Source organism: Rhizobium sp. IBUN, assembly GCF_000510625.1.
Classification (GTDB): domain Bacteria; phylum Pseudomonadota; class Alphaproteobacteria; order Rhizobiales; family Rhizobiaceae; genus Rhizobium; species Rhizobium altiplani.
On the sequence record NZ_AZNV01000010.1, the window covers coordinates 77499 to 99560 of the forward strand.

Consider the following 22062-nt stretch of genomic DNA (forward strand, 5'->3'; position numbering starts at 1 on the left):
TGCCGCGCCCCACGTTGTGGGGTAGGGCCATAGCCCTTCAGGGAGGAATTCTCATGGATCTTGGTAACGGCTTTCTTCATCCAGACCGGCTCTTTCCGGCCGATCCGGCAATCCGAACGGTCGCGCGGGACCTCTACGAGACGGTTCGGGCCCTGCCGATCGTAAGCCCGCACGGGCATACGGAACCGTCGTGGTTTGCCGACGACAAGCCGTTCGAGGATGCGTCCTCGCTGCTTGTCATTCCGGATCATTATCTCTTCCGCATGCTGCACAGCGTTGGCGTCAAGCTCGACGATCTCGGCGTGCCTCGCCTCGACGGCAAGCCGGTCGCCAAGGGCCGTGACATCTGGCGCGCTTTCGCCGCGCAATACCATCTCTTCCGCGGTACGCCCTCCAGCCTCTGGGTCGATCATGCGATGTCGGCCGTCCTCGGCTGTGAAGAGCCGCTGACGCCTGAAAATGCGGATGCGCTTTACGACCATATCAATGCGCAGCTGGCGCTGCCGGAGTTCCGCCCGCGCGCCCTGCACAAGCGCTTCGGTATCGAGACGATCGCCACGACCGAAGGCGCGCTCGACCCGCTGGTGCATCACCAGAAGATGGCGGAAGACGGCTGGATCGGCCGCGTCCGCACCACCTACCGGCCGGACAGCGTCACCGACCCGGATGCCGTCGGCTTCCGCGAAAACCTGGTTCGGCTTGGCGAACTGACCGATTGCGACGTGACAAAGTGGGATGGGCTGATCGATGCCCACCGCAAGCGCCGCGCCTATTTCCGCCAGTACGGCGCGACTGCCACCGACCATGGCGTGCCGACGGCCTTCACGGCGGACCTGCCGCTGGCTGACAAGCAGCGCTTGCTCGACAAGGCCCACAAGGGGATGCTGAGCGCCGAGGAAACGGAGCTTTACCGCGGCCAGATGCTGACCGAAATGGCCGGGCTTTCAGCCGAAGACGGCATGACGATGCAGATCCATGCCGGCTCGCGCCGCAACACCGATCGCGAACTGTTCCAGACCCGCGGCCCGAACATGGGCGCGGATATCCCGACGCCGACCGATTGGGTCGGCGGGCTTTCGGCGATGCTCGCAAAGTACGGCCATGCGCCGGGCCTGCGCGTCCTCCTCTTCACCCTCGACGAGACGACCTATGCCCGCGAGCTGGCGCCGATGGCCGGCCACTGGTCCTGCCTGATGATCGGCCCACCCTGGTGGTTCCATGACAGCCCGAACGGCATTCGCCGCTATCTCGACCAGGTGGTGGAGACGGCCGGTTTCGCCAACCTGGCGGGCTTCAACGACGATACGCGCGCGCTTCTGTCGATCCCGGCGCGCCACGATGTCTGGCGCCGCGAGGTCTGCCGCTTCCTGGCGCAGTTCGTGACCGAACACCGCATGTCCCGCAAGGAAGCCGAGATCGTTGCCGGCGAGCTCTCCTACGGAAATGCGAAGAAGGCATACAAGCTGTGACCGAACGTCTGACGAGCCTTTCCGACCTCGCGCCGACTGCCAAGCTTCCCGGCTATAATCGCAACGGGTTGAAGCCGGGTATCCTGCATCTCGGTCCCGGCGCATTCTTTCGCGCCCATTTCGCGCCGTTCACGGATGCCGCGATTGCGGTCGCCGGTGGCGATTGGGGCATCGAGGTCGCGAGCCTGCGGACAGCCGACGTTGCCGATCACCTGAATGAGCAGAACGGGCTCTATACAATGCTCGTGCGCGATACATCGGGTACGACGGCGAATATCATCGGTCCGATCCTGCGCGCTCATGTGGCGCCCCGCAATCCCGGCGATCTCCTTGCCCGGCTTGGGGATCCCGCGATCAAGATCGTCAGTCTGACGGTCACCGAGAAGGCTTACGGCTTCGATTCCGCGACCGGCGGCTTGGACTTGAAGCATCCCGACATTGCCGCCGACCTTGCCAACCGCCATGCGCCCCGTGGCGTCATCGGCTACATCGTCGAGGGGCTTGCACGCCGCCGCGCCAAGGGTATCGCGCCGTTCACGCCGCTCAGCTGCGATAACCTGCCGAGCAACGGCGCCGTCCTGAAGCGGCTCGTGCTCGAGTTCGCCGCTCGCATCGATCCGGAGCTTCGTGAGTGGATCGAAAAGAACGTGCCCTTCCCATCGACCATGGTCGATCGCATCACGCCGGCAAGCACGGATGCCACCTATCGCGATGCCGAAAGACACACGGGCAGGCAGGATCTGGTGGCGATCGAGACCGAACCCTTCACGCAATGGGTGATCGAGGATCACTTCGCCAACGGCCGCCCGGAATGGGAAAAGGCCGGCGCGCTGATGGTCGAGGAAGTCTCCGCTTACGAAAAGATGAAGCTGCGGATGCTGAACGGCGCGCACTCGCTGCTAGCCTATCTCGGTTACATAGGCGGCTATGAATTTATCCGCGACGTCATGGATGACGTCGGCCTTGCGGCGCTTGCGCGCCGCCACATGAACGCAGCCGCCGCCACGCTCGATCCCGTGCCCGGTATCGATCTTGAAGTCTATGCCGACGAGTTGATAGCGCGCTTTGCGAACAAGGCGATTGCCCATCGCACCTATCAGATCGCCATGGACGGCACGCAGAAGCTGCCGCAGCGCCTCCTCGAGCCGGCCGCCGAAGCCTTGGCGAACGGCAGCAAGGCGGAAACCTATGCGATCGCAGTGGCTGCCTGGATGCGCTATGCCCTTGGCGTTAACCGGGATGGCGAACGCTACGAATTGCGCGATCCCCGCGCGGGGGAAATTGCTGCTCTCCTGGCCGACGTGCCGCGCAATGGCGGCGCGGTGTCGAAAGCCCTGTTCGGACTATCGGGCCTTTTCCCGGCGGCGCTGACTGGCAATATCGGCTGGACCGAGGATGTGGCGAACAAGCTTGAGATCCTGATCCAGGACAACAAGCTGCCGCTGTTCTAAGGAAGGGTGCTGCGACGGTGCGGGCCGTCGCAGTATGGATTTTCGAGGCCCTTCCATCTGTGGCGAGGGCTGGGTTTTGGCGCGTTGCCCTCCCATGACCCGTCATCCCTGTGCTTGTCACAGGGATCCTGCGCCCAAGTCGTTGGGCGCAGGAGGTTCCTTTCCACGAGTTATGGTCATTCACCGCGCCCGGCCGGTGGCTGGATTCCTGTGACAAGCACAGGAACGACGCCTGGGCTCAGTGCCTATCCCTTCACGCGCGCCATATCGGGATCGTAAAGCGGTTTCAGCGAGACCTGACAGGGCACGCGCTCGCGCGCCACGTCGAGTTCGTAGCTGCCGGACAGCACGAAATCTTCGCTCACACCGCCCGGGTTGCGCACATAGCCGTAGCCGATCGGCTTCCCGATCGTGTAGCCGAAGCCGCCGCTGGAAAGCCAACCCACACGCTTGCCGTCGCGATAGATGGTCTCGCGGCCAAGCAGCACGATATCGGGATCCTCGGGCACGAAGCAGGCGAGCATCTTTTTGACGCCCGACGCGAGCTGCCGTTCGATCGCCTCGCGGCCGCGAAACGGCGTGTCCTTCCTCGTCTTCACGGCCCAGCCAAGCCCGGCTTCAACAGGTGTATGATCGGGACCGATGTCCGAGCCCCAGGCGCGATAGCCCTTCTCGAGGCGGCAGCTTTCGATGGCGCGGTAACCGGCATTGGTAAGCTGCAGCGGAGCGCCCGCTGCCATCAGCGCATCATAAACGGTCGTCGCATATTCAACCGGCACATGCAGTTCGTAGCCGAGCTCGCCGACATAGGTGATGCGCAGCGCCCGCACCGGGCAGCCGGCAATGCCGATCGTCTTGACGCGACCGAATGGGAACGCCGCATTGGAAACATCGCTGCTCGTCACCTTCTCCAGCACGGCGCGCGCATTCGGCCCCATCAGAGACAGCGCGGAGTAGGCTGAGGTGACATCGACAAGTTCCGCATGCATTCCGCTCGGAATACTGCGCGCTATCCAATCGAAATCGTGGGTCGCAAAGCCAGTGCCGGTGACGATGTAGTATTCGTCGTTGGCGATGCGCGCACAGGTCAGGTCGCATTCGATGCCGCCCTTGTCGTTCAGCATCTGCGTGTAAATCAGCGATCCGATCGGTTTGGCAACATCGTTGGAGGCGATCCACGACAGCGCCGCCTCGGCATCGCGCCCCTTCAGCACGAACTTGGCGAAGGAGGTCTGGTCGAAGATGACGGCGGCCTCGCGCACAGCCTCGTGCTCGCGGCCGACGGCATCGAACCAGTTCTGGCGGCCATAGGTGTAGACATCCTTCGGTTCCTCGTTGGCGAAGAGATCGGCAAACCAGTTTGGCCTTTCCCAGCCAAGCTTTTCGCCGAAGCAGGCGCCCTGTGCCTTGAGCCGGTCGTAGAGCGGCGATTTGCGGCACGGCCGGCCGCTCGAATACTCCTCGAAGGGGAAGGCCAGCGTGTAATGCTTGCCATAGGCCTCGAGCGTGCGGGTTCGCACCCAGTCGGTATCGAAATGCGGCCTGCCGAAGCGGCGGAGATCGACCGGCCAGAGATCGTAGGGCGGCTCGCCCTTGGCGACCCATTCGGCCAGCGCCATGCCGGCACCACCGCCGGATGCGATGCCAAAGGCATTGAAGCCGGCACCGACGAAGAAATTCTTCAGCTCCGGGGCCTCGCCGAGAATGAAGTTGCCATCAGGCGTAAAGCTCTCCGGTCCGTTCAGCAGCTGCTTGACACCGACAGACTCGAGCGCCGGAACGCGGCCAAGCGCCTGCTCCATGATCTGCTCGAAATGGTCGAAATTGCTGTCGAGCAGGGTGTAGTGGAAGCCCTCGGGAATGCCCTTCACCGCCCAGGGGATAGGGTTCGGCTCATATCCGCCCATGACGATGCCGCCGACTTCTTCCTTGTAATAGGTCAGCCGGTCCGGATCGCGCAGCGTCGGCAGGTTCGACGGAACGCCGAAGGACTCGGTGATGATGTATTGGTGCTCGACGGAGACGAGCGGCACGTTGACGCCGAAGCGCGCAGCAAAGGATCGCGTCCACTGGCCAGCGCAGACAACGACGCGCTCGCACTCGATCCGCCCGTGCTCGGTGATCACGGCGCGGATCCGGCCCTTGTCTATCTCGAGATCGAGAACCTCGGTATCCTCGAATGTCGAGACGCCCGACATGCGCGCGCCCTTGGCAAGCGCCTGCGTGATATCGGACGGATTGGCCTGGCCATCGGTCGGCAGGTAGGCGGCGCCGACGAGGTCGTCTATCGTCATCAGCGGCCAGAGGTCGAAAGCCTCTTGCGGTGTCAGCAGCTGCATATCGAGCCCAAAGGATTGCGCCGTCGTCGCCTGCCGTTTGACTTCGGTCCAGCGTTCCTCGTTGCAGGCAAGCCTGAGACCGCCATTCATTTTCCAGCCGGTGCCCAACCCCGTCTCGGCTTCCAGTTTCTTGTAGAGATCGACGGAATAGCCGAGCAGCTGGGTGATGTTGGCGCTGGTGCGCAGCTGGCCGACGAGGCCGGCTGCATGAAAGGTCGTGCCCGAGGTCAGCTTCTTGCGCTCGAGGAGAACCGTGTCCGTCCAGCCGAGCTTGCCGAGATGGTAGGCCGTCGAGCAGCCGATGATGCCGCCGCCGATGACGACCGCCTTGGCGGTCTTTGGCAATTCCTTCGTCATATTATCGGTCCTGTTCAAAAAGGTCGTAGGCGCGCTCGAAGCGCGCAAGATTCTCGGCCGTATAGCCGGCATAGTCGAAATCGATGGTGGAATGGATCTCGGAGACCATGCTCCACAGCGTCTCACGCAGCAGCGAAGCGCATTTCATCGCCGTGTAGCGGTACCAGAGATCGCTCGTCACTGCCTGACCGAAGTAGATCTCCAGCATTTGGTGTTCGTCCTCCTCGCCAAGCTGGTTGTTGGAGGCGAGCCCCCCGAGATCGAAGAGCGGTGTATTGAAGCCGGCATAGTCCCAATCGATCAGCCAGAGGCGCTTGCCGTCATCCAGGAAGTTTGCCGCAAGTAGATCGTTGTGGCCGAAGGCTATGTCAAAGGGACCGGCCGCCTTCTCGAGCCGCTCCGCTTTTTCAAGCGCGGCTGGCAGGCGCGCAACATAGGTGCTGCCGGTGGCAGCGAGATGCGCCGCATAGTCTCGAATGACGTGAAACACCCAGAAGATTGCGGCGGGGCCGCGGAAGTGTCGGGCGATCTCCCGATGACAAGCGTGCACGAGCGGCACCACGCGCTTGAGCATTGCGGGATTCTTTATGTCGTCGGGTGTCAGCGCCCTGGCTTCGATGAAATCAAGGACCAGTACGCCGGGCTGATGATGGATTACGGCCGGCGAAAGCCCGGCTGCGTGTGCGGCGTGGCTGGCGGCAAGCTCGTTCTGCCGGCTGATGTGATGAACGGGAATGTCTTCTCCGAGCCGAACGACACGGCGAACCGCGCGATCCCGCACCAGATAATTCCGGTTGGTGATGCCGCCGGTGATAGGCTCAATCTCGATCGGACCCTGCCAGATGCCGAGTGCATAAATCCGATCTTCAGGCGTCACGCTAGTCTCCCCTCGCGGCCTATCCTATTGAAATCATGGCCAGAGCGGGATCGGCTGTCAAGCGTGCTAGATGGTAGCACCCGAGGCGTCGAAGACGTGACACCGCGCCGGGTCGAACGAGGCCTTCACGTTCGTCCCCCGTTCGACCTTCTGCTGCCCGTCGAGCGCGATCGTCAGTTGCTGCCCATCCGGCGTCGTTGCATAGAGCATCGTCGCGCCGCCGAGGTTCTCGACAAGATCCACGTTGACGGTCGCGAGCGTGATACCGCTGTTTTCAAGCACGGAGAGATGCTCCGGGCGGATGCCGAAAGTGACGGTTTGTCCGGCCTCGGCCTTGAGCCTGCGCGGCAGGCGAACGGAATTGCCGCAGACGTTGATGGTCGTCTCGGCTTCGCCGACCTGCTCGACGCGCGCCTGCAGGAAGTTCATCTTCGGGCTGCCGATAAAGCCTGCCACGAAACGGTTGGCCGGATTGTTGTAGAGATCGAGCGGTGCGCCGACCTGCTCGATGCGGCCAGCGTTCAGCACGACGATCTTGTCGGCCATGGTCATGGCTTCCACCTGATCGTGGGTGACGTAGATCATCGTGTTGCCGAGGCTGCGGTGCAGCCGTGAAATCTCCACACGCATCTGCACGCGCAGTTCCGCGTCGAGGTTGGAGAGCGGTTCGTCGAATAGGAAGATGCGCGGCTCGCGTACGATCGCGCGGCCGATCGCCACGCGCTGGCGTTGGCCGCCGGAGAGTGCCTTCGGCTTGCGCTCCAACAGCTTTTCGATCTGCAGGATTTCGGCGGCGCGCTTCACCTTCGGCTGGATTTCGGCTTTCTTGTAGCCAGCAGTCTCCAATCCAAAGGCAAGGTTCTTGTAAACCGACATATGGGGATAGAGGGCATAGGACTGGAAGACCATCGCGATGCCGCGCTTGGCCGGCGCCACTTCATTCATCCGCTCGTTGTCGAGTAGAAGTGCGCCGCCGCTAATCTCCTCGAGCCCCGCGATCATGCGCAGCAGGGTGGACTTGCCACAGCCTGACGGGCCGACAAAGACCGCGAACTCGCCGGGATCGATCTTCAGGTCGATACCGTGAATGACGTCCAGGGAGCCGTACCGCTTCTCGACCTTCTGGAGAACGACGCTTGTTGCCATGATCTCAGGATCCTCCCTGGTCCATTATTTCGTGCGAGCACGCCAGTCGGCGTACTTCGGGCTGTCCGATCCGATTGGCAGGATGACTTCGCTGCCGGTATCGGACGATTGGTAGATGGCGGTCACGAGTTCCAGCGCGCGGCGCGCGTCCCCTGTTGTCACCGGCAGCGGTCCATTGCCGCTGAGAAAGGCGTGGAAATGCTCCATCTGCGTGGTAAAGCGCGGCGCGACCGGTCGCCAATGACCGATGATGGCATTGATGCGCGCCTGCACATCGTCATTCGCGGCGATGATCTTCCATGGATCTTTGCCTGGCGAGTAAGGTTCATGATTGCTTTCGAAGGTGACGTTTTCAAAGTGCAGCCGCAAACGGCTGATCTCCTCCTGGGAGCCCAGCGTGCAGGAGAGAGACACGAAGGCGCCGCTCTGCATCAATAGGCTTGCCGACGCACAGTCCTCGACCTCGATGTCGTTGACGCGAGTTGCAACGCGACCGAACACCTTCGATACCGGCCCCATCAGATGCAACAGCATATCGTGCAGGTGCAGCGCATGGGTTACCAACACGCCCCCAAGCTCTGTTGCCCATTTGCCGCGCCAGGGCACGGAGTAATATTCGGGCATTCGGCGCCAGAAAGTCTCCACCGAGCCCAGATAAGGCCTGCCCGCGATACCCGCCTCGATGATCCGCTTCGCCTTCTCGATGCCGTCGCCGTAGCGATACTGGAAGATCGGCATCAGCGTGCCCTTGGCCGTCTTCTCCGCCTCCATGATCGTGTCGACGCCGGAAAGCGATCCGGTTAGCGGCTTCTCGCAGATGACGTGCTTGCCGGCGGCGAGAGCTGCCACCACCTGCTCAAGGTGAATGCCGGGCGGAGTGCAGATATCGACGATGTCGACACTCGCGTCATCAAGCACATCGGCAAACGAGGTCGTGCGCTTGGCGATGTCGAATTCGTCGCCGATTTCCCGCAGGCGTTCCTCGTTCAGGTCGCAGATCGCCACGACCTTGAACTTGTCGGGATGCGGCAGGTAGCCTTCGACGATGTGTGAACGGCCGATACCGCAGCCGACGATGGCAACTCTCTTGATACTCATTGACCTATGTCCGTAATTGCATCAGCGCTTCATGCCGGTCGTGGCGATGCCCTCGATCAGCAGGCGCTGGAAGAACAGGAAGAAGAAGAACACCGGCACCAGCGTCAGCGTGGACATGGCGAACAGGCCGCCCCAATCCGATGCGCTGGTCGAGTCGACGAATGTGCGCAGACCGAGCTGGATCGTGTAGGTGTTCATATCGTTGAGGTAGATCAATGGCCCGAAGAAGTCGTCCCAGGTCCAGATGAAGGAGAAGATCGCGGCGGTCGCAAGCACCGGCAGCGACAGCGGCAGCATGATCTTCCAATAGATGCGCCAGGCGCTGCAGCCGTCCATCATGGCGGCCTCATCGAGCTCGCGCGGGATACCGCGGAAGAACTGAACCATCAGGAAGATGAAGAAGGCATCGCTTGCCAGGAACTTCGGCACGACAAGCGGCAGGATGGTGTTCACCCACCCGAGGTTGAGGAACAGCACATACTGCGGAATGAGCGTCACGTGATACGGGATCATCAGCGTGCCGAGCATGATCGCAAACCAGAAGTTCCGGCCGGCAAAGCGCAGGCGTGCAAAAGCATAGGCTGCCAGCGAGCAGGCAACGACATTGCCGATGACTGTCAAAATCGAGATGACGAGCGAGTTCCAGAAGAAGCGGCCGAAAGTGATGTCGAGCCCGATCCAGCCGCGCAGGTAGGACGAGAAGTCGATCGACGACGGAATAAGCGAGGTAGACGAGAAGATCTCGTTTTCTGGGCGGACTGAAGCGGACACCATCCACAGCAGCGGATAGAGCATCAGCAGCGAGCCAAGGATCAGCAGCGTGTGGATCGCGATTGACGTCGGAAAGGTGCGCTTGGTGATATCAGACGGCGGCGCCGTGACAGCAGTGGTGATCCCGTTAGTCATCGTAGTGCACCCAATAACGCGAGGTCAGGAAGGAGAAGGCAGTGAAGATCGCGATGATCAGCACGAGGATCCAGGCAAGCGCCGAGGCGTAGCCCATGCGGAAGTTTCCGAAAGCCTCCTGATAGAGATAGAGCGTGTAGAACAGCGTCGAATTGATCGGTCCGCCCGTCCCACCCGAGATGATGAAGGCCGGCGTGAAGGCCTTGAAGGCGTCGATCGTCTGGACGACGGCATTGAAGAAGATAACAGGCGTCAGGAGCGGCAGGGTGATCTTGTAGAACTGCCGGAACTTGGATGCTCCGTCGAGGCTGGCCGCCTCATACATGTCGGTCGGAATCTGCCGCAGACCAGCCAGGAAGATGATCATCGGAGAGCCGAACTGCCAGACGCTGAGTGCCACGAGCGTGTAGAGCGAGTAGCTCGGATGCGAGATCCAGCTCGGTCCCTGGATGCCCAAGTGGGCAAGTGCGGCATTGACCAGTCCGTCGCCGGCAAACAGTTGCCGCCAGAGGACGGCGATCGCCACGCTGCCGCCCAACAACGACGGCAGATAGAAGATCGCGCGGTAGAGCGGCAGGCCGCGAACGCCCTTGTTAAGGGCCATTGCGACCAATAGCGCGAAGGTCAGCTTGAAGGGTACCGACAGCACCACATAAGTCAGCGTGACCCGCATCGCTGCGGCAAATTTCGGGTCGGCGGTTGCGATGCGCACGTAGTTTGCCGCGCCCACCCACTCGGCCGACCGGATCATGTCGAAATCCGTGAACGAGAGGTAGAGCGAGATGACGGCCGGTCCGAGCGTCAGCCCGAAGAAGCCGATCAGCCACGGCAAAAGGAAGAGATAGCCTGGGGCATTGGCGGTCCAGAGGCGTTTGAAACGCCCCTGGGCTGCCGCCCCATATTCACTCTTGATACCCTCCGGGGCGGTCGTGCGCATCACATCACTCATCCGCGTCAGCCTTTGGCGAGAATGCGGCTGAGTTCGTCGACCAACTGCTTGCCACCGTCGCTCGGCGAAAGCTGGCCGAAGGCAATTTGCTCGGCGATCGTGCGAAGCACGACCTGGCCTTCACCGGCACCGGAGGGCGGCGGCGGCGGCAACTTGCCGGCAAGGTCACCAAGGCCGCTGACATAGTCGAGCGCGATCTTGCCTGTTGCATCAAGCTTGGCAGCCACGACGTCGCGCATCGCCTTCGATTCCGGAATACCGCGTTCGACGTCGAGCGCGAGAGCGGCATCGGGGTTGGTGACGAAGAAGTTGACGTAGTCGACAGCTTGGTCGATCACCTTCGACTGCGAGGATACGGAGAAGAACATCGACGGCTTGCGGTAGTGGCCGCCCTTCGAATCCGACTTGATGCGCGGATAGTTGTTCAGCGCAAGCTTGTCCTTGCTGACGGCCTGGAAGCCGACGAACTGGTTACTGTGCGCGTAGTCGGCAGCAGCCTTGCCGAGCGTGACCGGGCTAGTGTCGATCGTATCCTTGTAGAGCGCCTGGACATCAGGTGGCACGCAGGCGTTCGCTTCGCGGAACTTGCTCCACATGTCGAACCATTCAGAAGCGTCCTCTGCGCCGAACGCGACCTTGGAATCGGCCGTGTAGAGTGCCTTGCCGCGCTGTCTGAGATAGTTTTCCAGGAGCGGTTCGTTGCCACTGCCGTCGGCAAAGCCGAAGAAGCCCTTGCGCTTGCCGGCCTTGGTAATCTCGGCACCGATCTTGCCAAACTCTTCCCAGGTGGTTGCCTGCGTCGGCAGATCGACGCCAGCTTCCTGGAACGCGGTGGTGTTCAGAACGGTCGCTGCGGCGTTGGCGCCGAGGCTGACGCCGTAGAAGTGCCCGTCAACGCTGCCGCCCTCGATCTGCGCCGGGTCGAAATCGCCAAGATTGAGCTTCGACGGCATGTAGGACTCGAGCGGGGCGAGCGCGCCGCGCCGTGCATATTCAACGATATAGCGGTAGTCCATCTGGATGACGTCGGGCGCATTGCGGCCGGCGACCTGCGTCGCCAGGCGTGGCCAATAGTCGCCCCATCCGAGGAATTCACCGGTGATGGACGTTCCCGCATTCTTTGTCTGATAGAGTTGCGAGACCTTGTTGGTGCGATCGGCGCGGGGCTGCGAACCCCACCATAGAAGCCGCAAGCGGGTGTCGGCGGCAAAAGCCTTGGATCCCAGTGCGGACAGTGAAAGAAGCGTTGCTCCCCCCGCCATGAAGTTACGTCTGCTTACGCGTAGTGTCATCTGTTCTCCTCCTCCCTTGGGGAGCGCCTCCACACGCTCCTTGCTGGTTTCTCTTGCAACAAATAACTAATTGGTTACAAGCTATGGAGAAGCGTTGAGGCTGTCAAGCGCTGATGTGATAGCCCTCCTCTCGCTTCTCGTTTTTACAATCTGTTCTCAACGTATTATGAGCGCAATGGGGAAATTAGAAAGGTGAACCGATGGAAGGCGCTGGCGGAAATGGGGAAAAGAAGAGAGTAAGGCGGCAATCGCCCGAGCGTGTACTGCAACGCGATCCGGAACGGACTCGTGCAGCAATCCTCGAGGCCGCGACCAAGGAATTCGCCGAGAACGGCATGGGCGGGGCTCGTGTCGATGCCATCGCCGAGCGTGCCGGGACAAACAAGCGGATGCTCTACCATTACTTCGGCGACAAGGAGCAGCTGTATCTCAGGGTGCTCGAGGAGGCCTATGTTGGTATCCGCACCGCCGAGCGCGAGCTGCATATCGGCGACAGGACGCCGCAGGAAGGCATTGGCGAACTGGCGCTGTTTACCTGGCGGTATTTTCTGAAGCATCCCGAATTCCTCAGCCTGCTCGGGACCGAGAACCTTCACCGCGCGCGCTGGCTGCGCCAATCCGTCCGGCTCAAGGAGTTGCATTCGCATCTGATTGGAGAACTCTCCGACGTGCTGGAGCGCGGCAAGAAGGCCGGTGTCTTCATCGCAAACGCCGATCCGCTCAATGTCTATCTGACGATTGCCTCGCTTGGATATTTCTACCTGTCCAATCAGTACACGCTTTCGACGATTTTCGGCCGCGACCTGGTCGAGCCCGGCAATCTCGATGCCTGGGAACGCCACATCGTCCACGTGACCCTCGCATCGATTTCTGCCTGATCCGCGAAATTCGAGATCGGCTATTGACAGGAAACCATCTCTGCCGTCAGGTAACCGTTTAGTTACAGCCTTGCCATGAGCCGCGAGTAGCGGGCGCGGTTTTTGTCGGCCAGGCGTCAGGACGCTGTTCGTTTCATACGCATGAGGAGGATCATTCGATGGAGAAACGTCGCTTTGCCTTGATTGGAACGGGAAACCGCGGCACGACCATGTGGGGCAAGGAACTGCTTGCCGGCTGGCGCGAGCATGTGGATCTCGTCGCGATCGTGGATACCAACTCGCTGCGGGCCGAGCGAGCCCGCACGATGATCGGCAGCAATGCGCCGATCTACGAAAACATCGATGCCATGCTCGCCGAGCAGCAGGTCGATCTCGTCATCGTCTGCACGCCCGACTATACGCATGACGATATCGTCGTGCGCGCGCTGGAAGCGGGCATCGACGTCATCACCGAAAAGCCGATGACCACAGCGGTCGACAAAATCCGCCGTATCCTCGATGCGGAGAAGCGCAGCGGCAAGCGGGTGGATGTCTCGTTCAATTATCGCTATTCGCCGACGGCCGCCAGGATCAAGGAACTGCTGAACGCCGGCGAGATCGGCCGCGTCACTTCGGTCGACTTCCACTGGTACCTCGACACCAAGCACGGTGCGGACTACTTCCGCCGCTGGCACGCCTACACGGAAAATTCCGGCAGCCTCTTCGTGCACAAGGCGACCCACCACTTCGACCTTTTGAACTGGTATCTGGATAGCGATCCGGATGCCGTCACCTCCTTTGCCGACCTGCAGAACTACGGGCGCAAGGGCCCCTTCCGTGGTCCACGCTGCAAGCTCTGTCCGCATTCGGGTGAGTGCGACTACTTCCTCGACCTCGAGGCCGATCCCTTCCTCGACACGCTCTACGAGGATCCGTCGAAGATTGACGGCTACTTCCGAGACGGCTGCGTCTATCGCGAGGATATCGACATCCCCGACACCATGGTCGTCAGCATCCGCTACAAGAACGACGTCCACGTTTCCTATTCGCTGAACACCTTCCAGCCGATCGAAGGCCACCACATCGCCTTCAACGGCACGCATGGGCGTATCGAACTCAGGCAATACGAGAAACAGCCATGGGAGACGCCTGACGAGGACACGATCCTGCTCGTCCGCAATTTCCCGAAGGACAAGCCGGCCGTCGAACGCATCGTCGTGCCGCATTCTTCGGGCGGCCACTACGGCGGCGACGACCGGATGCGCAACATGATCTTCAAGCAGGGCATGGAAGACAAGCTTGGTCAGCGTGCCGGGACGCGGGCCGGCGCAATGTCCGTGCTGTGCGGCATTGCTGCTCTGACGAGCTCGCGCAGCGGCAAGGTTGTCAAGATCGCCGACCTGATGCCCGAGATCGTCCCGGGCGGCGCTTCGACGAATCTGAAAGCCGGCTAAGCAATTAGGGCGAGGTCGCGACGCAGGATCTGATAGAGGAGCGGTTCGCCTTTGGTGAACCGCTCTATTTCATCGACTGCCATATCCCCGAGCCGCCCGCGCTCCAGCCCTACCGCGCCGGCGATATGCGGCGTCAGGAACACATTCGGCAGGTCATAGAAGGCCGATGCCGTCTCCGGGACTTCAGGATCCGTTACGTCGATGATCGCGTCGATCCGCCCGGTGCTGAGCGTCTCCAGCAGCGCGGCTTCGTCGATCAAGGCGCCACGCGCCGTATTGATCAGCGCCGCTCCTTCTTTCATCAGCGACAGCTCCCGGGCTCCGATCATATGGCGCGTCGATGGCAGCGACGGTGCGTGCACGGAGACGATGTCGGACTGCATCATCAGTGTCGGCAGATCTGCCTTCTCGGTTCCGAGGCTGACTGCCTCGATCGCATCGACGGTGGGGTCGAAAAGAAGGACGCGATATTCGAACGGTCGCAAGAGCTCGATCACTCTTCGGCCGATGCGTGAGGCGCCGATGATGCCGACCGTGCGATGATAGTTGCCGATCGCCAACCGTTGCATCGGGTGCGTCCGGTCGCGATTGCGATCCGCCAGATAGAGGTCGCGGAAGCGAAATACCTGCTTGCCGGCGAAGATGATTGCCGCAAGCGTGAACTCCGCAACGGGAACCGAATTTGCCTCGGCGGCGTGCGTCACGGCTATGCCGGCATCGAAGATCTGCTCGTCGACAATTCCCTTAACTGTTCCGGCCGCATGGGCGATCAGCCGCAGCCGTGGGGCCGCCGCAACTACCTCGCGCCCGACATAGGGCGATCCCCAACCCGTGATGAGAATGTCAGTCTCGGCGAGAATGCGCCGGGCGCGATCGTCGCTAAAACTCCGGAGCGGTTGAGGATCGAGAAGTTGGCCGATCTCGGCAAGCCGGTGCAGGGCCTCCGCGGTGAGGACATGCTCCGTTCGCGAAGGCTGCATCGCAAGTGCGATGGAGGGGCGCCTCATGGCATCTGCCCTGGCGCCTCGATGGCGCTGACCCTTATGCCCGCGCTCGCAACAAGCGCTTCAAGCTCCGCAACATCAGGAGCCTTTGGGGGAGTGGTCCAAGCGCCAGTTACAGTGCCCGCGTCGTTGGCGGCAAGGACGGCGGTCATCAGGATCGTTTGGCCTGCCGGAATTTCACCACGCAGTTGCGGCACCAGCGTTTTCGCAACGATCATGTTGGTATTCGGCGGAGCCTTCTGCGTGAGACCGGCGCGCGGCGTCAGGGAGCCGATATCGGTGATCCCGCTAAAATCGGCTTCGCCGATCGCATAGGCGCTTGAGCCATTCGCGACCAGCGTATCGAGCTCGAAATCCCGGCGTGCGATCGCAAAGCCACCCTCCGCCGTCTGCAGCGGCCGGGGCGTGTTGATGCGGTGGACGCGGATGTGCCATGGTGCCGCCGGCACCAGCCAGGTTTCGACATCCACATCCCGGAATGGCGACCACTTGGAATAAAGAACATCACCCGCAAGCTTGGCTTCGCGGTTGGTCTCGCGAACGCGGTAGTGCAGGCCATCATCACTGAAGGCGAGGGCGGAATCGAAGGCCGCGCCGGCGAAGTTGCGCTCGTCGGATTCGACGCTGAAACCGTAGCGGCTGGAATAGGCGAACTTCGCGTATTTCTCCGTGCCGAACCGCATCTGCAGGTTCTCCTGGCCAGAGGACAGCGCGACGACGTCGCCGCCATTGCGCATGAGCACCATACCGGGATGGCGTTGCGGCAGGACGCTTACAGTTTCCAAGGGCGGCGTTTCCTCAGCCGTCCAGAAAGGGTGATCTTCGGCCAGGGCCAGCGGCAGGAACGCCTTGAACGCCCAGTAGGGCGAACCAGCCGAATTGTAGTTTTCCGACATCAGCAGGTTGGGATAGCCGAAGCCGATCGACAGAATGCCGTCGCGGTTGGTCATCGGCTTGTCCTTCCACCAGCGCAGGTGCTGCAGGCAAAGGCTCTTGATTTCGCCCCAGGGCAGCGCTTCAAGATTGGCTAAGGCGAGGGCCGACCAGAAGCCGGAGCAGGCGAAACGGTAAGTCAGGCTGCGGCCGAAGGGAATCGTCGCGCCATCCGAGCCGAACCAATGCTTGAAGTCGTTTGCAAAGAGGAGGGCGCGTTCGCGGTAACGCTGTGCGTAGTCGTCATCGACGAGCTTGGAATAGATCAGCCCATAGAAGTGCATGGCGAACGGAATGTAATGGTCGATCCGGCGAACATTGCCGTCGCGGTACCAGCCGTCGCCGAGATAGAAGCCCTCAAGCTCCTCGAGATACTGCTTGGTCAGGCTCCGGTCGAAATTGGCGCCGACGCAGTCGAGCGCGATGTCGACGAAGATGCGGAAGAATTTCCAGTTGTTATCGGCGTAGTCGAATTGCCGGGCATGCTTGAGATAGGCGACCACGTTGTCGCGCGCCCGGCCGCCAAGCGGCTCCCAGACCTTCTCCGGCACAAGCGCCAAGGCAAATCCGAGCGCCGCAAGCTCGACCATGCGCTGGTCTCGACCGTTGACCGTGCCCCAATATTCCGGATGCTTTGGGTCCGTACCGTTGGCGATACCCTCGGCAATACGATGCCATTCGGCAAAGTCGCCGCCACCGGCGCCAAACGGCGCCAATCCCCAGAGCGGCCGCGCAAAGCCTTCGAGATCCGCTGCTGCGCGGTCGAAATGCGCAGCTGCGCCGTCAAGGCGTACGCGGGCATTGCCGGCCGAGAAATAGGGGAGCAGCGGATCGAAGAGGTCGCGAAGCGCGCGCGACATGTCCTCGCGCGTCTTCAGCGGATTGTTGGCAAGCGGATTTGAACTGGCGGGATCATAGGTCATCGGCATTGCTCATGTCAGGGGTTCGGAACGGTGCCGCCGGCAATCGGAACGACACCATGGCAAATCTGGCGGACGGGGGCGTTGCGGTCCCTGAATCGCGCCACGATGAGACTGACCGCCTCCCGGCCAAGCGCCACGCGATCGACACGCATGGTCGATAGCGGCGGGTTGGTCATCAGCGCGCAGGGAAGATCGTCGAAGCCGACGATGGCGAAATCCTCCGGCACCCGAAGCCCGGCTTCGGTGACGGCTTCGAGAACGCCGACGGCGATGAAGTCGTTCATGCAGAAGGCGGCGGTAAAGCCGGCCTTCTCCGCGAGTACTGCGGACGTCAGTTCGTGCGCCTCATGAATTGCGCTGCCTTGGAAGCTCATCGACACAAGGCGCCCTTCCGCACCGTCCGCGTCGGTGATCGCGGCCTTGAAGCCGCGCACACGCTCGCGGATGGTGTTTCGATGCGATCCCGTCAGATGCAGGATCTTGCGGTGGCCGGCATCCAGCAGTCGGGTCGTCGCTTCATATGCGCCGAAGAAGTTGGAGGGTGACGCGCCGTCGAGCCTGAGCTTCGGATCGGTGCCATTGACCAGCACCGTCGGGATTGCCGCGTCCTCTAACCAGGCGCGCAACTCGGCGCTTGGATCGATCCCGACCAGGAACAAGCCGCCGGCGCCGGCCGTCTGCATGTACTCGTGGACCACATCAGGCGTGGCCCTGTTCTCGCGGATCAGCCGCACCTCGAAGGGGACACCGGCATCGAGCGCCCCGGCGCGCAAGCCTTCGACGATCCCTTCGTAGAAGACGCTAAGCCCGCCCGTCACCCCGTCGCTCGCAATCAGGGCGAGGGTGCCACGAAGCGCGCCGGTTGCGGTGCGCGCCGAGTAGCCGTTTTCGGCCGCCACCTTGAGAATGTGCTGGCGGACGCTTTCGCTGATGCCGGGCTCATTGGCGAGCACGCGGGAAACGGTGGATACGGAAACCCCCGCCATGGTGGCAATGTCGGCCTGTCGCAGTCTCTTGGTCTTGATCTCGTTCATACGGCGAAGATTATGCAAATAATGCAAATTTGCAAGCAAAAGATAATTTGTTGCATCGATGAATTTTTTGCGTAATCTACGCCGCATAAGCCCGTAGAGCTGTTGGAGGATGGCGGGGCAATGAAAGAGGAGGATGAAACATGCAGGTCAATCGCCGTTCATTTCTGATGGGTTCGGCAGGCGTCGCTGCCGGGCTGGCCTTTGGTGCCACAAGCTCAATTCCGGCCTTTGCGGAAGATGCCAAGCTTCGCGCCATGTGGTGGGGATCGAACGATCGCGCCAAACGCACGCTTGATGTCGCCAGGCTCTATGAAAGCGAGAACCCCGGCGTATCGATCGTTGGCGAATCGCTTGACGGCAACGGCTACTGGACAAAGCTCGCCACCCAGATGGCCGGCCGCGCTGTGCCCGACGTCTTCCAGCTCGAACCGAGCACGATCTCCGACTATTCGAAGCGCGGCGCATGCCTGCCGCTCGACGAATTCGTGCCTTCGACGCTGAAGGTCGACTCGTTCGGCAAGGATATGTTGAAGCTGACGACGGTCGACGGCAAGCTCTACGGCATCGGCCTCGGCCTCAACTCCTTCGCGCTGTTCTTCGACCAGACGGCCTTTGAAAAGGCAGGCATTCCGGTACCGACGGCGGATTTGACCTGGGACGAGTACGCCAAGATCGCAGTCGAGCTGACGAAGGCCGGCGGCAAGAACAACTACTGGGGCGGCCCTTATGGCGCGCGCTACACCTACGTCTTCGATGCCTGGCTGCGCCAGCGCGGCAAGAGCCTCTATGCCGACGGCAAGCTCGGCTTCAATGCCGACGATGCAACGGCGTGGTACACGTTCTGGGAAGATCTGCGCAAGAAGGGCGGCACGGTCGCTGCCGACGTTCAGACGCTCGACCAGAACACCATCGACACGAACGCACTCGCGCTCGGCAAGTCGGCGATGGGCATGGCCTATTCCAATCAGCTCGTCGGCTACCAGTTGATTTCCAAGAACAAGCTTGCGATCACGCTCCTGCCGCGCGAAAAGAAGGGTGGTCCTTCCGGCCACTACTATCGCCCGGCGTTGATCTGGAGCGTCGGCGGAGCCACGAAGAACGGTGAGGCTGCCGCCAAGTTCATCGATTTCTTTGTCAATAACGTCGAGGCCGGCAAGATCCTTGGCGTGGAGCGCGGCGTGCCTATGTCGCCTACCGTGCGCGAGGCGATTCTTCCGCAACTCAATCCAGCCGAACAGGCTACCGTGCAGTATGTAAACCTGCTGAAGGATCAGGTGGGCGAGTACCCTGCTCCTGCGCCGCTCGGTTCGACGCAATTCGACCAGCGCGTCTTCCGCCCGATTGCCGATGAGCTTGCATTCGAGCGGACGACGCCTGCCGAAGCGGCCGCCCGTCTGCTGGAAGAAGGCAAGGAGACGATCAAAGGCTGATCGAAGCTCACATCGCTCAAGTTTTGGATCGCGGCGGGCATTGGCCTGCCGCGATTTTCGTTATTCGCGGCCGCTCCTGAGGCGCTGATGGCAATTGTATGATTTTTGCTTGAGAAAACCTTTTCTCACTTGACGCTTCGGTTGGGAAAAGCTTTTCTCATCTGCAAATGGGGAGAAGCGCGGTGAACGTCGCGGGAGGAAAAAGAGGCCGGATTACCATCCACGACGTCGCGGCGGCGGCGGGGGTCAGTATTTCCACCGCCTCGAAGGCGCTGAACGAAACCGGTCGGATGAGCGTCGAAACCCGGGAGCGGGTAAAGCGCATTGCCGGCGAGGTCGGTTTCCGCCCGAATGCGCTCGCCCGGGGCCTCTTGAGCAAGCGCAGTTTCACTATCGGGCTGCTGACCAACGATACCTACGGCCGCTTCACGCTGCCGGTCATGGCCGGTATTTCCGAAGCGCTCGTCGATCACGGCGTTTCGGTTTTTCTCTGCGCCATCGAAGACGATCCGGCGCTCGGTCAGACCCATGTCGATGCCATGCTGGAAAAGCAGGTGGATGGCATTATCGCCACCGGCAAGCGATTGGACCGGCAGCTTCCGGTCGATCTGTCGAACCTGCATGTCCCCGTGGTCTACGCCTTCACCGAAGGGACGCCGACGAGCGTCACCTTCCGCTCCGACGACGCGCAGGGTGCGCGATTGGCGGTGGAGTGGCTGGTGAAGATGGGCCGTCGACGGATCGCGCATATCACGGGGCCGGAGGATTTCTTCTCGGTTCGTGAGCGCGCGGGTGCCTACCGCAATGTTATCGGCGGGGAGGGGATCGTCATGTTCGGCCGGTGGGCGGAAGCCTGGGGCCACGAGGCCGTCGCGCAGATATGGAGCCGTCAGGACGAAAAGCCGGACGCGATCTTCTGCGGAAACGATCAGATCGCGCGTGGTGCTGTCGATGCGCTGCGCGAGCGCGGTATTCGGGTGCCGGAAGATGTTTCCGTAGTCGGATTCGACAATTGGGAGATTGTCGCCGGCCAGACGCGGCCACCGCTCACTTCCGTCGACATGGAGTTGAAGGAGCTGGGGCGCCAGGCCGGATTGACGATTCTGGCGCTGGCCGAGGGACGCCCAGTGGAGCCGGGCGTCAGGAAATTGCCGTGCCGCCTCGTGGTGCGGCAGTCATGCGGGGCCCAAAGCCCCAGGAGATGAGGAACCGGCGCGGAGGAGTGCGCCAATTTGGGAGGAGTGCCATGATTAAGCGTCTGTTGGCTGCGACAAGCGTTGCCACCCTATGCCTGGTGTCCGGAGCATCGGCCGCCGAGAAAGTCGAAATGTGGGTTCGTTCCGGTATCGGCGAATCCTTCAAAAAGGTTGTCGAAGCCTACAACTCCAGTCACGAGAACCAGGTCGTCGCGACCGAGGTGCCGTTCTCGGAGCTTGTCCAGAAATACGCCACCTCCATCGCTGGCGGCCAGGCGCCGGATGCGTTGTCGATGGACCTCATCTATAACCCTGCCTTTGCTGCTGCGGGGCAGCTGGAAGACCTGACAGACTGGGCAAAGAAGCTGCCTTATTTCAATTCGCTGTCGCCGTCGCACGTCCGCCTCGGCACCTATCAGGACCGCGTCTACGGCCTGCCGCTGTCGGTCGAAACCTCGGTCTTCGCCTGGAACAAGGACCTCTACAAGAAGGCGGGACTTGATCCTGAAAAGGCGCCCGCGACCTGGGAGGAAATCACCGCCAACGCCGAGAAGATCCGCAGGGTCGGTGACGATACCTACGGTTTCTATTTCTCCGGCGGCGGCTGCGGCGGCTGCATGATCTTCACGTTCACGCCGCTCACCTGGGGTGCAGGTGCCGATATCCTGTCGGCCGACGGCAAGACGGCGACGCTCGACACCCCGCAGATGCGCAAGGCGGTCGATTATTATCGCGACATGGTGAAGAAGGACCTCGTCCCGGCAAGTGCCGCCAGCGACAACGGTGCCAACTTCCTGAGCTTCACCAACGGCAAGATTGGCCAGCAGAGCCTTGGCGCCTTCGCGATCGGCACACTGGTGACCGAGCATCCCGACATCAACTTCGGCGTGACGCTCATCCCGGGCGTTGACGGCAATCCGTCCTCCTTTGCCGGCGGTGACAACTTCGTCATCACCAAGGGCACCAAGAAGATCGACGCAGTGAAGGAATTCCTCGAATATATCTATTCGATGGACGGCCAGAAGATCATGGCGAAGTACGGTAGCCTGCCGACCCGTGGTGATATCGCCGACAAGGTGCTCGAGGGCCTCGATCCGAGGTTGCAGGTCGGCCTGAAGGCCATCTCGGTCGCCAAGACACCTTACACGCTGCAGTTCAACGATCTGATCAACAGCGCCAACGGTCCGTGGGCGACCTTTACCAATGCGGCCATCTTCGGTGACGACGTGGACGGCGCCTTCAAGAATGCACAGTCGGAGATGCAGTCGATCATCGACAGCGGCCAATAATCTCCCAGAGGCCGTGGCCGGAGGGTGTGGCAGTCCTCCGGCCGATTTTACTAGGAAT

17 protein-coding genes are annotated in these 22062 nt (G+C 61.5%); 7 read left to right on the forward strand and 10 right to left on the reverse strand.

The window, feature by feature from the left end; genetic code table 11:
- The first annotated feature begins 53 nt into the window (after positions 1 to 53).
- Positions 54 to 1469, forward strand: coding sequence for a glucuronate isomerase (gene uxaC, locus RHIBUN_RS0111905; protein WP_025659748.1), 1416 nt, complete (start codon positions 54 to 56; stop codon positions 1467 to 1469).
- Positions 1466 to 2920, forward strand: a complete 1455-nt coding sequence (locus tag RHIBUN_RS0111910; RefSeq protein WP_025659749.1) for a mannitol dehydrogenase family protein — start codon at positions 1466 to 1468, stop codon at positions 2918 to 2920. Before uxaC ends, RHIBUN_RS0111910 begins: the two co-directional genes overlap by 4 nt.
- A gap of 245 nt (positions 2921 to 3165) precedes the next feature.
- Here the strand turns inward: RHIBUN_RS0111910 and RHIBUN_RS0111915 are convergent, their stop codons facing one another.
- From RHIBUN_RS0111915 to RHIBUN_RS0111945, 7 genes are all read right to left on the reverse strand, one after another.
- Positions 3166 to 5616 (reverse strand): FAD-dependent oxidoreductase, encoded by a 2451-nt coding sequence (locus RHIBUN_RS0111915; RefSeq protein WP_025659750.1) that lies wholly within the window; start codon positions 5614 to 5616, stop codon positions 3166 to 3168.
- Position 5617: 1 nt separating this feature from the next.
- Positions 5618 to 6493 (reverse strand): phosphotransferase, encoded by an 876-nt coding sequence (locus RHIBUN_RS0111920; RefSeq protein ID WP_025659751.1) that lies wholly within the window; start codon positions 6491 to 6493, stop codon positions 5618 to 5620.
- 66 nt (positions 6494 to 6559) lie between these two features.
- Positions 6560 to 7639, reverse strand: a complete 1080-nt coding sequence (gene ugpC / locus RHIBUN_RS0111925) for a sn-glycerol-3-phosphate ABC transporter ATP-binding protein UgpC (protein ID WP_025659752.1) — start codon at positions 7637 to 7639, stop codon at positions 6560 to 6562.
- A 24-nt stretch (positions 7640 to 7663) separates the two neighbouring features.
- Complete coding sequence (locus RHIBUN_RS0111930; protein ID WP_018855355.1) at positions 7664 to 8737, reverse strand: Gfo/Idh/MocA family oxidoreductase; 1074 nt, start codon at positions 8735 to 8737, stop codon at positions 7664 to 7666.
- Positions 8738 to 8758: 21 nt separating this feature from the next.
- The gene (locus tag RHIBUN_RS0111935) at positions 8759 to 9643 is read right to left on the reverse strand and encodes a carbohydrate ABC transporter permease (RefSeq protein ID WP_025659753.1); all 885 of its coding nucleotides are present in this window, start codon (positions 9641 to 9643) and stop codon (positions 8759 to 8761) included.
- A complete protein-coding gene (locus RHIBUN_RS0111940) occupies positions 9636 to 10592 on the reverse strand; it encodes a sugar ABC transporter permease (protein WP_025659754.1) in 957 nt (318 codons plus the stop codon). The genes RHIBUN_RS0111935 and RHIBUN_RS0111940 overlap by 8 nt, the downstream gene beginning before the upstream one ends.
- 5 nt (positions 10593 to 10597) lie before the next feature.
- Complete coding sequence (locus RHIBUN_RS0111945; RefSeq protein ID WP_025659755.1) at positions 10598 to 11884, reverse strand: ABC transporter substrate-binding protein; 1287 nt, start codon at positions 11882 to 11884, stop codon at positions 10598 to 10600.
- A gap of 200 nt (positions 11885 to 12084) precedes the next feature.
- Here RHIBUN_RS0111945 and RHIBUN_RS0111950 point away from each other — a divergent pair, with 200 nt between their 5' ends.
- Both RHIBUN_RS0111950 and RHIBUN_RS0111955 read left to right on the forward strand, forming a co-directional pair.
- Positions 12085 to 12762, forward strand: coding sequence for a TetR/AcrR family transcriptional regulator (locus RHIBUN_RS0111950; protein ID WP_025659756.1), 678 nt, complete (start codon positions 12085 to 12087; stop codon positions 12760 to 12762).
- Positions 12763 to 12920: 158 nt separating this feature from the next.
- Complete coding sequence (locus RHIBUN_RS0111955; RefSeq protein ID WP_025659757.1) at positions 12921 to 14195, forward strand: Gfo/Idh/MocA family oxidoreductase; 1275 nt, start codon at positions 12921 to 12923, stop codon at positions 14193 to 14195.
- Here the strand turns inward: RHIBUN_RS0111955 and RHIBUN_RS0111960 are convergent.
- Genes RHIBUN_RS0111960 through RHIBUN_RS0111970 form a run of 3 tightly spaced genes read right to left on the reverse strand, consistent with a single transcriptional unit; the run spans position 14192 to position 18089 of the window.
- Complete coding sequence (locus RHIBUN_RS0111960; RefSeq protein ID WP_025659758.1) at positions 14192 to 15202, reverse strand: hydroxyacid dehydrogenase; 1011 nt, start codon at positions 15200 to 15202, stop codon at positions 14192 to 14194. The genes RHIBUN_RS0111955 and RHIBUN_RS0111960 overlap by 4 nt on opposite strands.
- On the reverse strand, positions 15199 to 17055 hold the full coding sequence (locus RHIBUN_RS0111965) for a DUF2264 domain-containing protein (RefSeq protein ID WP_025659759.1): 1857 nt from the start codon (positions 17053 to 17055) through the stop codon (positions 15199 to 15201). Before RHIBUN_RS0111965 ends, RHIBUN_RS0111960 begins: the two co-directional genes overlap by 4 nt.
- Positions 17056 to 17069: 14 nt before the next feature.
- Positions 17070 to 18089, reverse strand: coding sequence for a LacI family DNA-binding transcriptional regulator (locus tag RHIBUN_RS0111970; RefSeq protein WP_025659760.1), 1020 nt, complete (start codon positions 18087 to 18089; stop codon positions 17070 to 17072).
- Between the two features lie 140 nt (positions 18090 to 18229).
- Between RHIBUN_RS0111970 and RHIBUN_RS0111975 the strand changes: the two genes are divergently transcribed.
- From RHIBUN_RS0111975 to RHIBUN_RS0111985, 3 genes are all read left to right on the forward strand, one after another.
- On the forward strand, positions 18230 to 19519 hold the full coding sequence (locus tag RHIBUN_RS0111975) for an ABC transporter substrate-binding protein (protein ID WP_018855346.1): 1290 nt from the start codon (positions 18230 to 18232) through the stop codon (positions 19517 to 19519).
- 182 nt (positions 19520 to 19701) lie between these two features.
- Entirely contained in the window at positions 19702 to 20724 is a 1023-nt protein-coding gene (locus RHIBUN_RS0111980) for a LacI family DNA-binding transcriptional regulator (protein ID WP_018855345.1), read from the forward strand.
- 41 nt (positions 20725 to 20765) lie between these two features.
- A complete protein-coding gene (locus RHIBUN_RS0111985) occupies positions 20766 to 22004 on the forward strand; it encodes a sugar ABC transporter substrate-binding protein (protein ID WP_025659761.1) in 1239 nt (412 codons plus the stop codon).
- Positions 22005 to 22062: the final 58 nt, after the last annotated feature.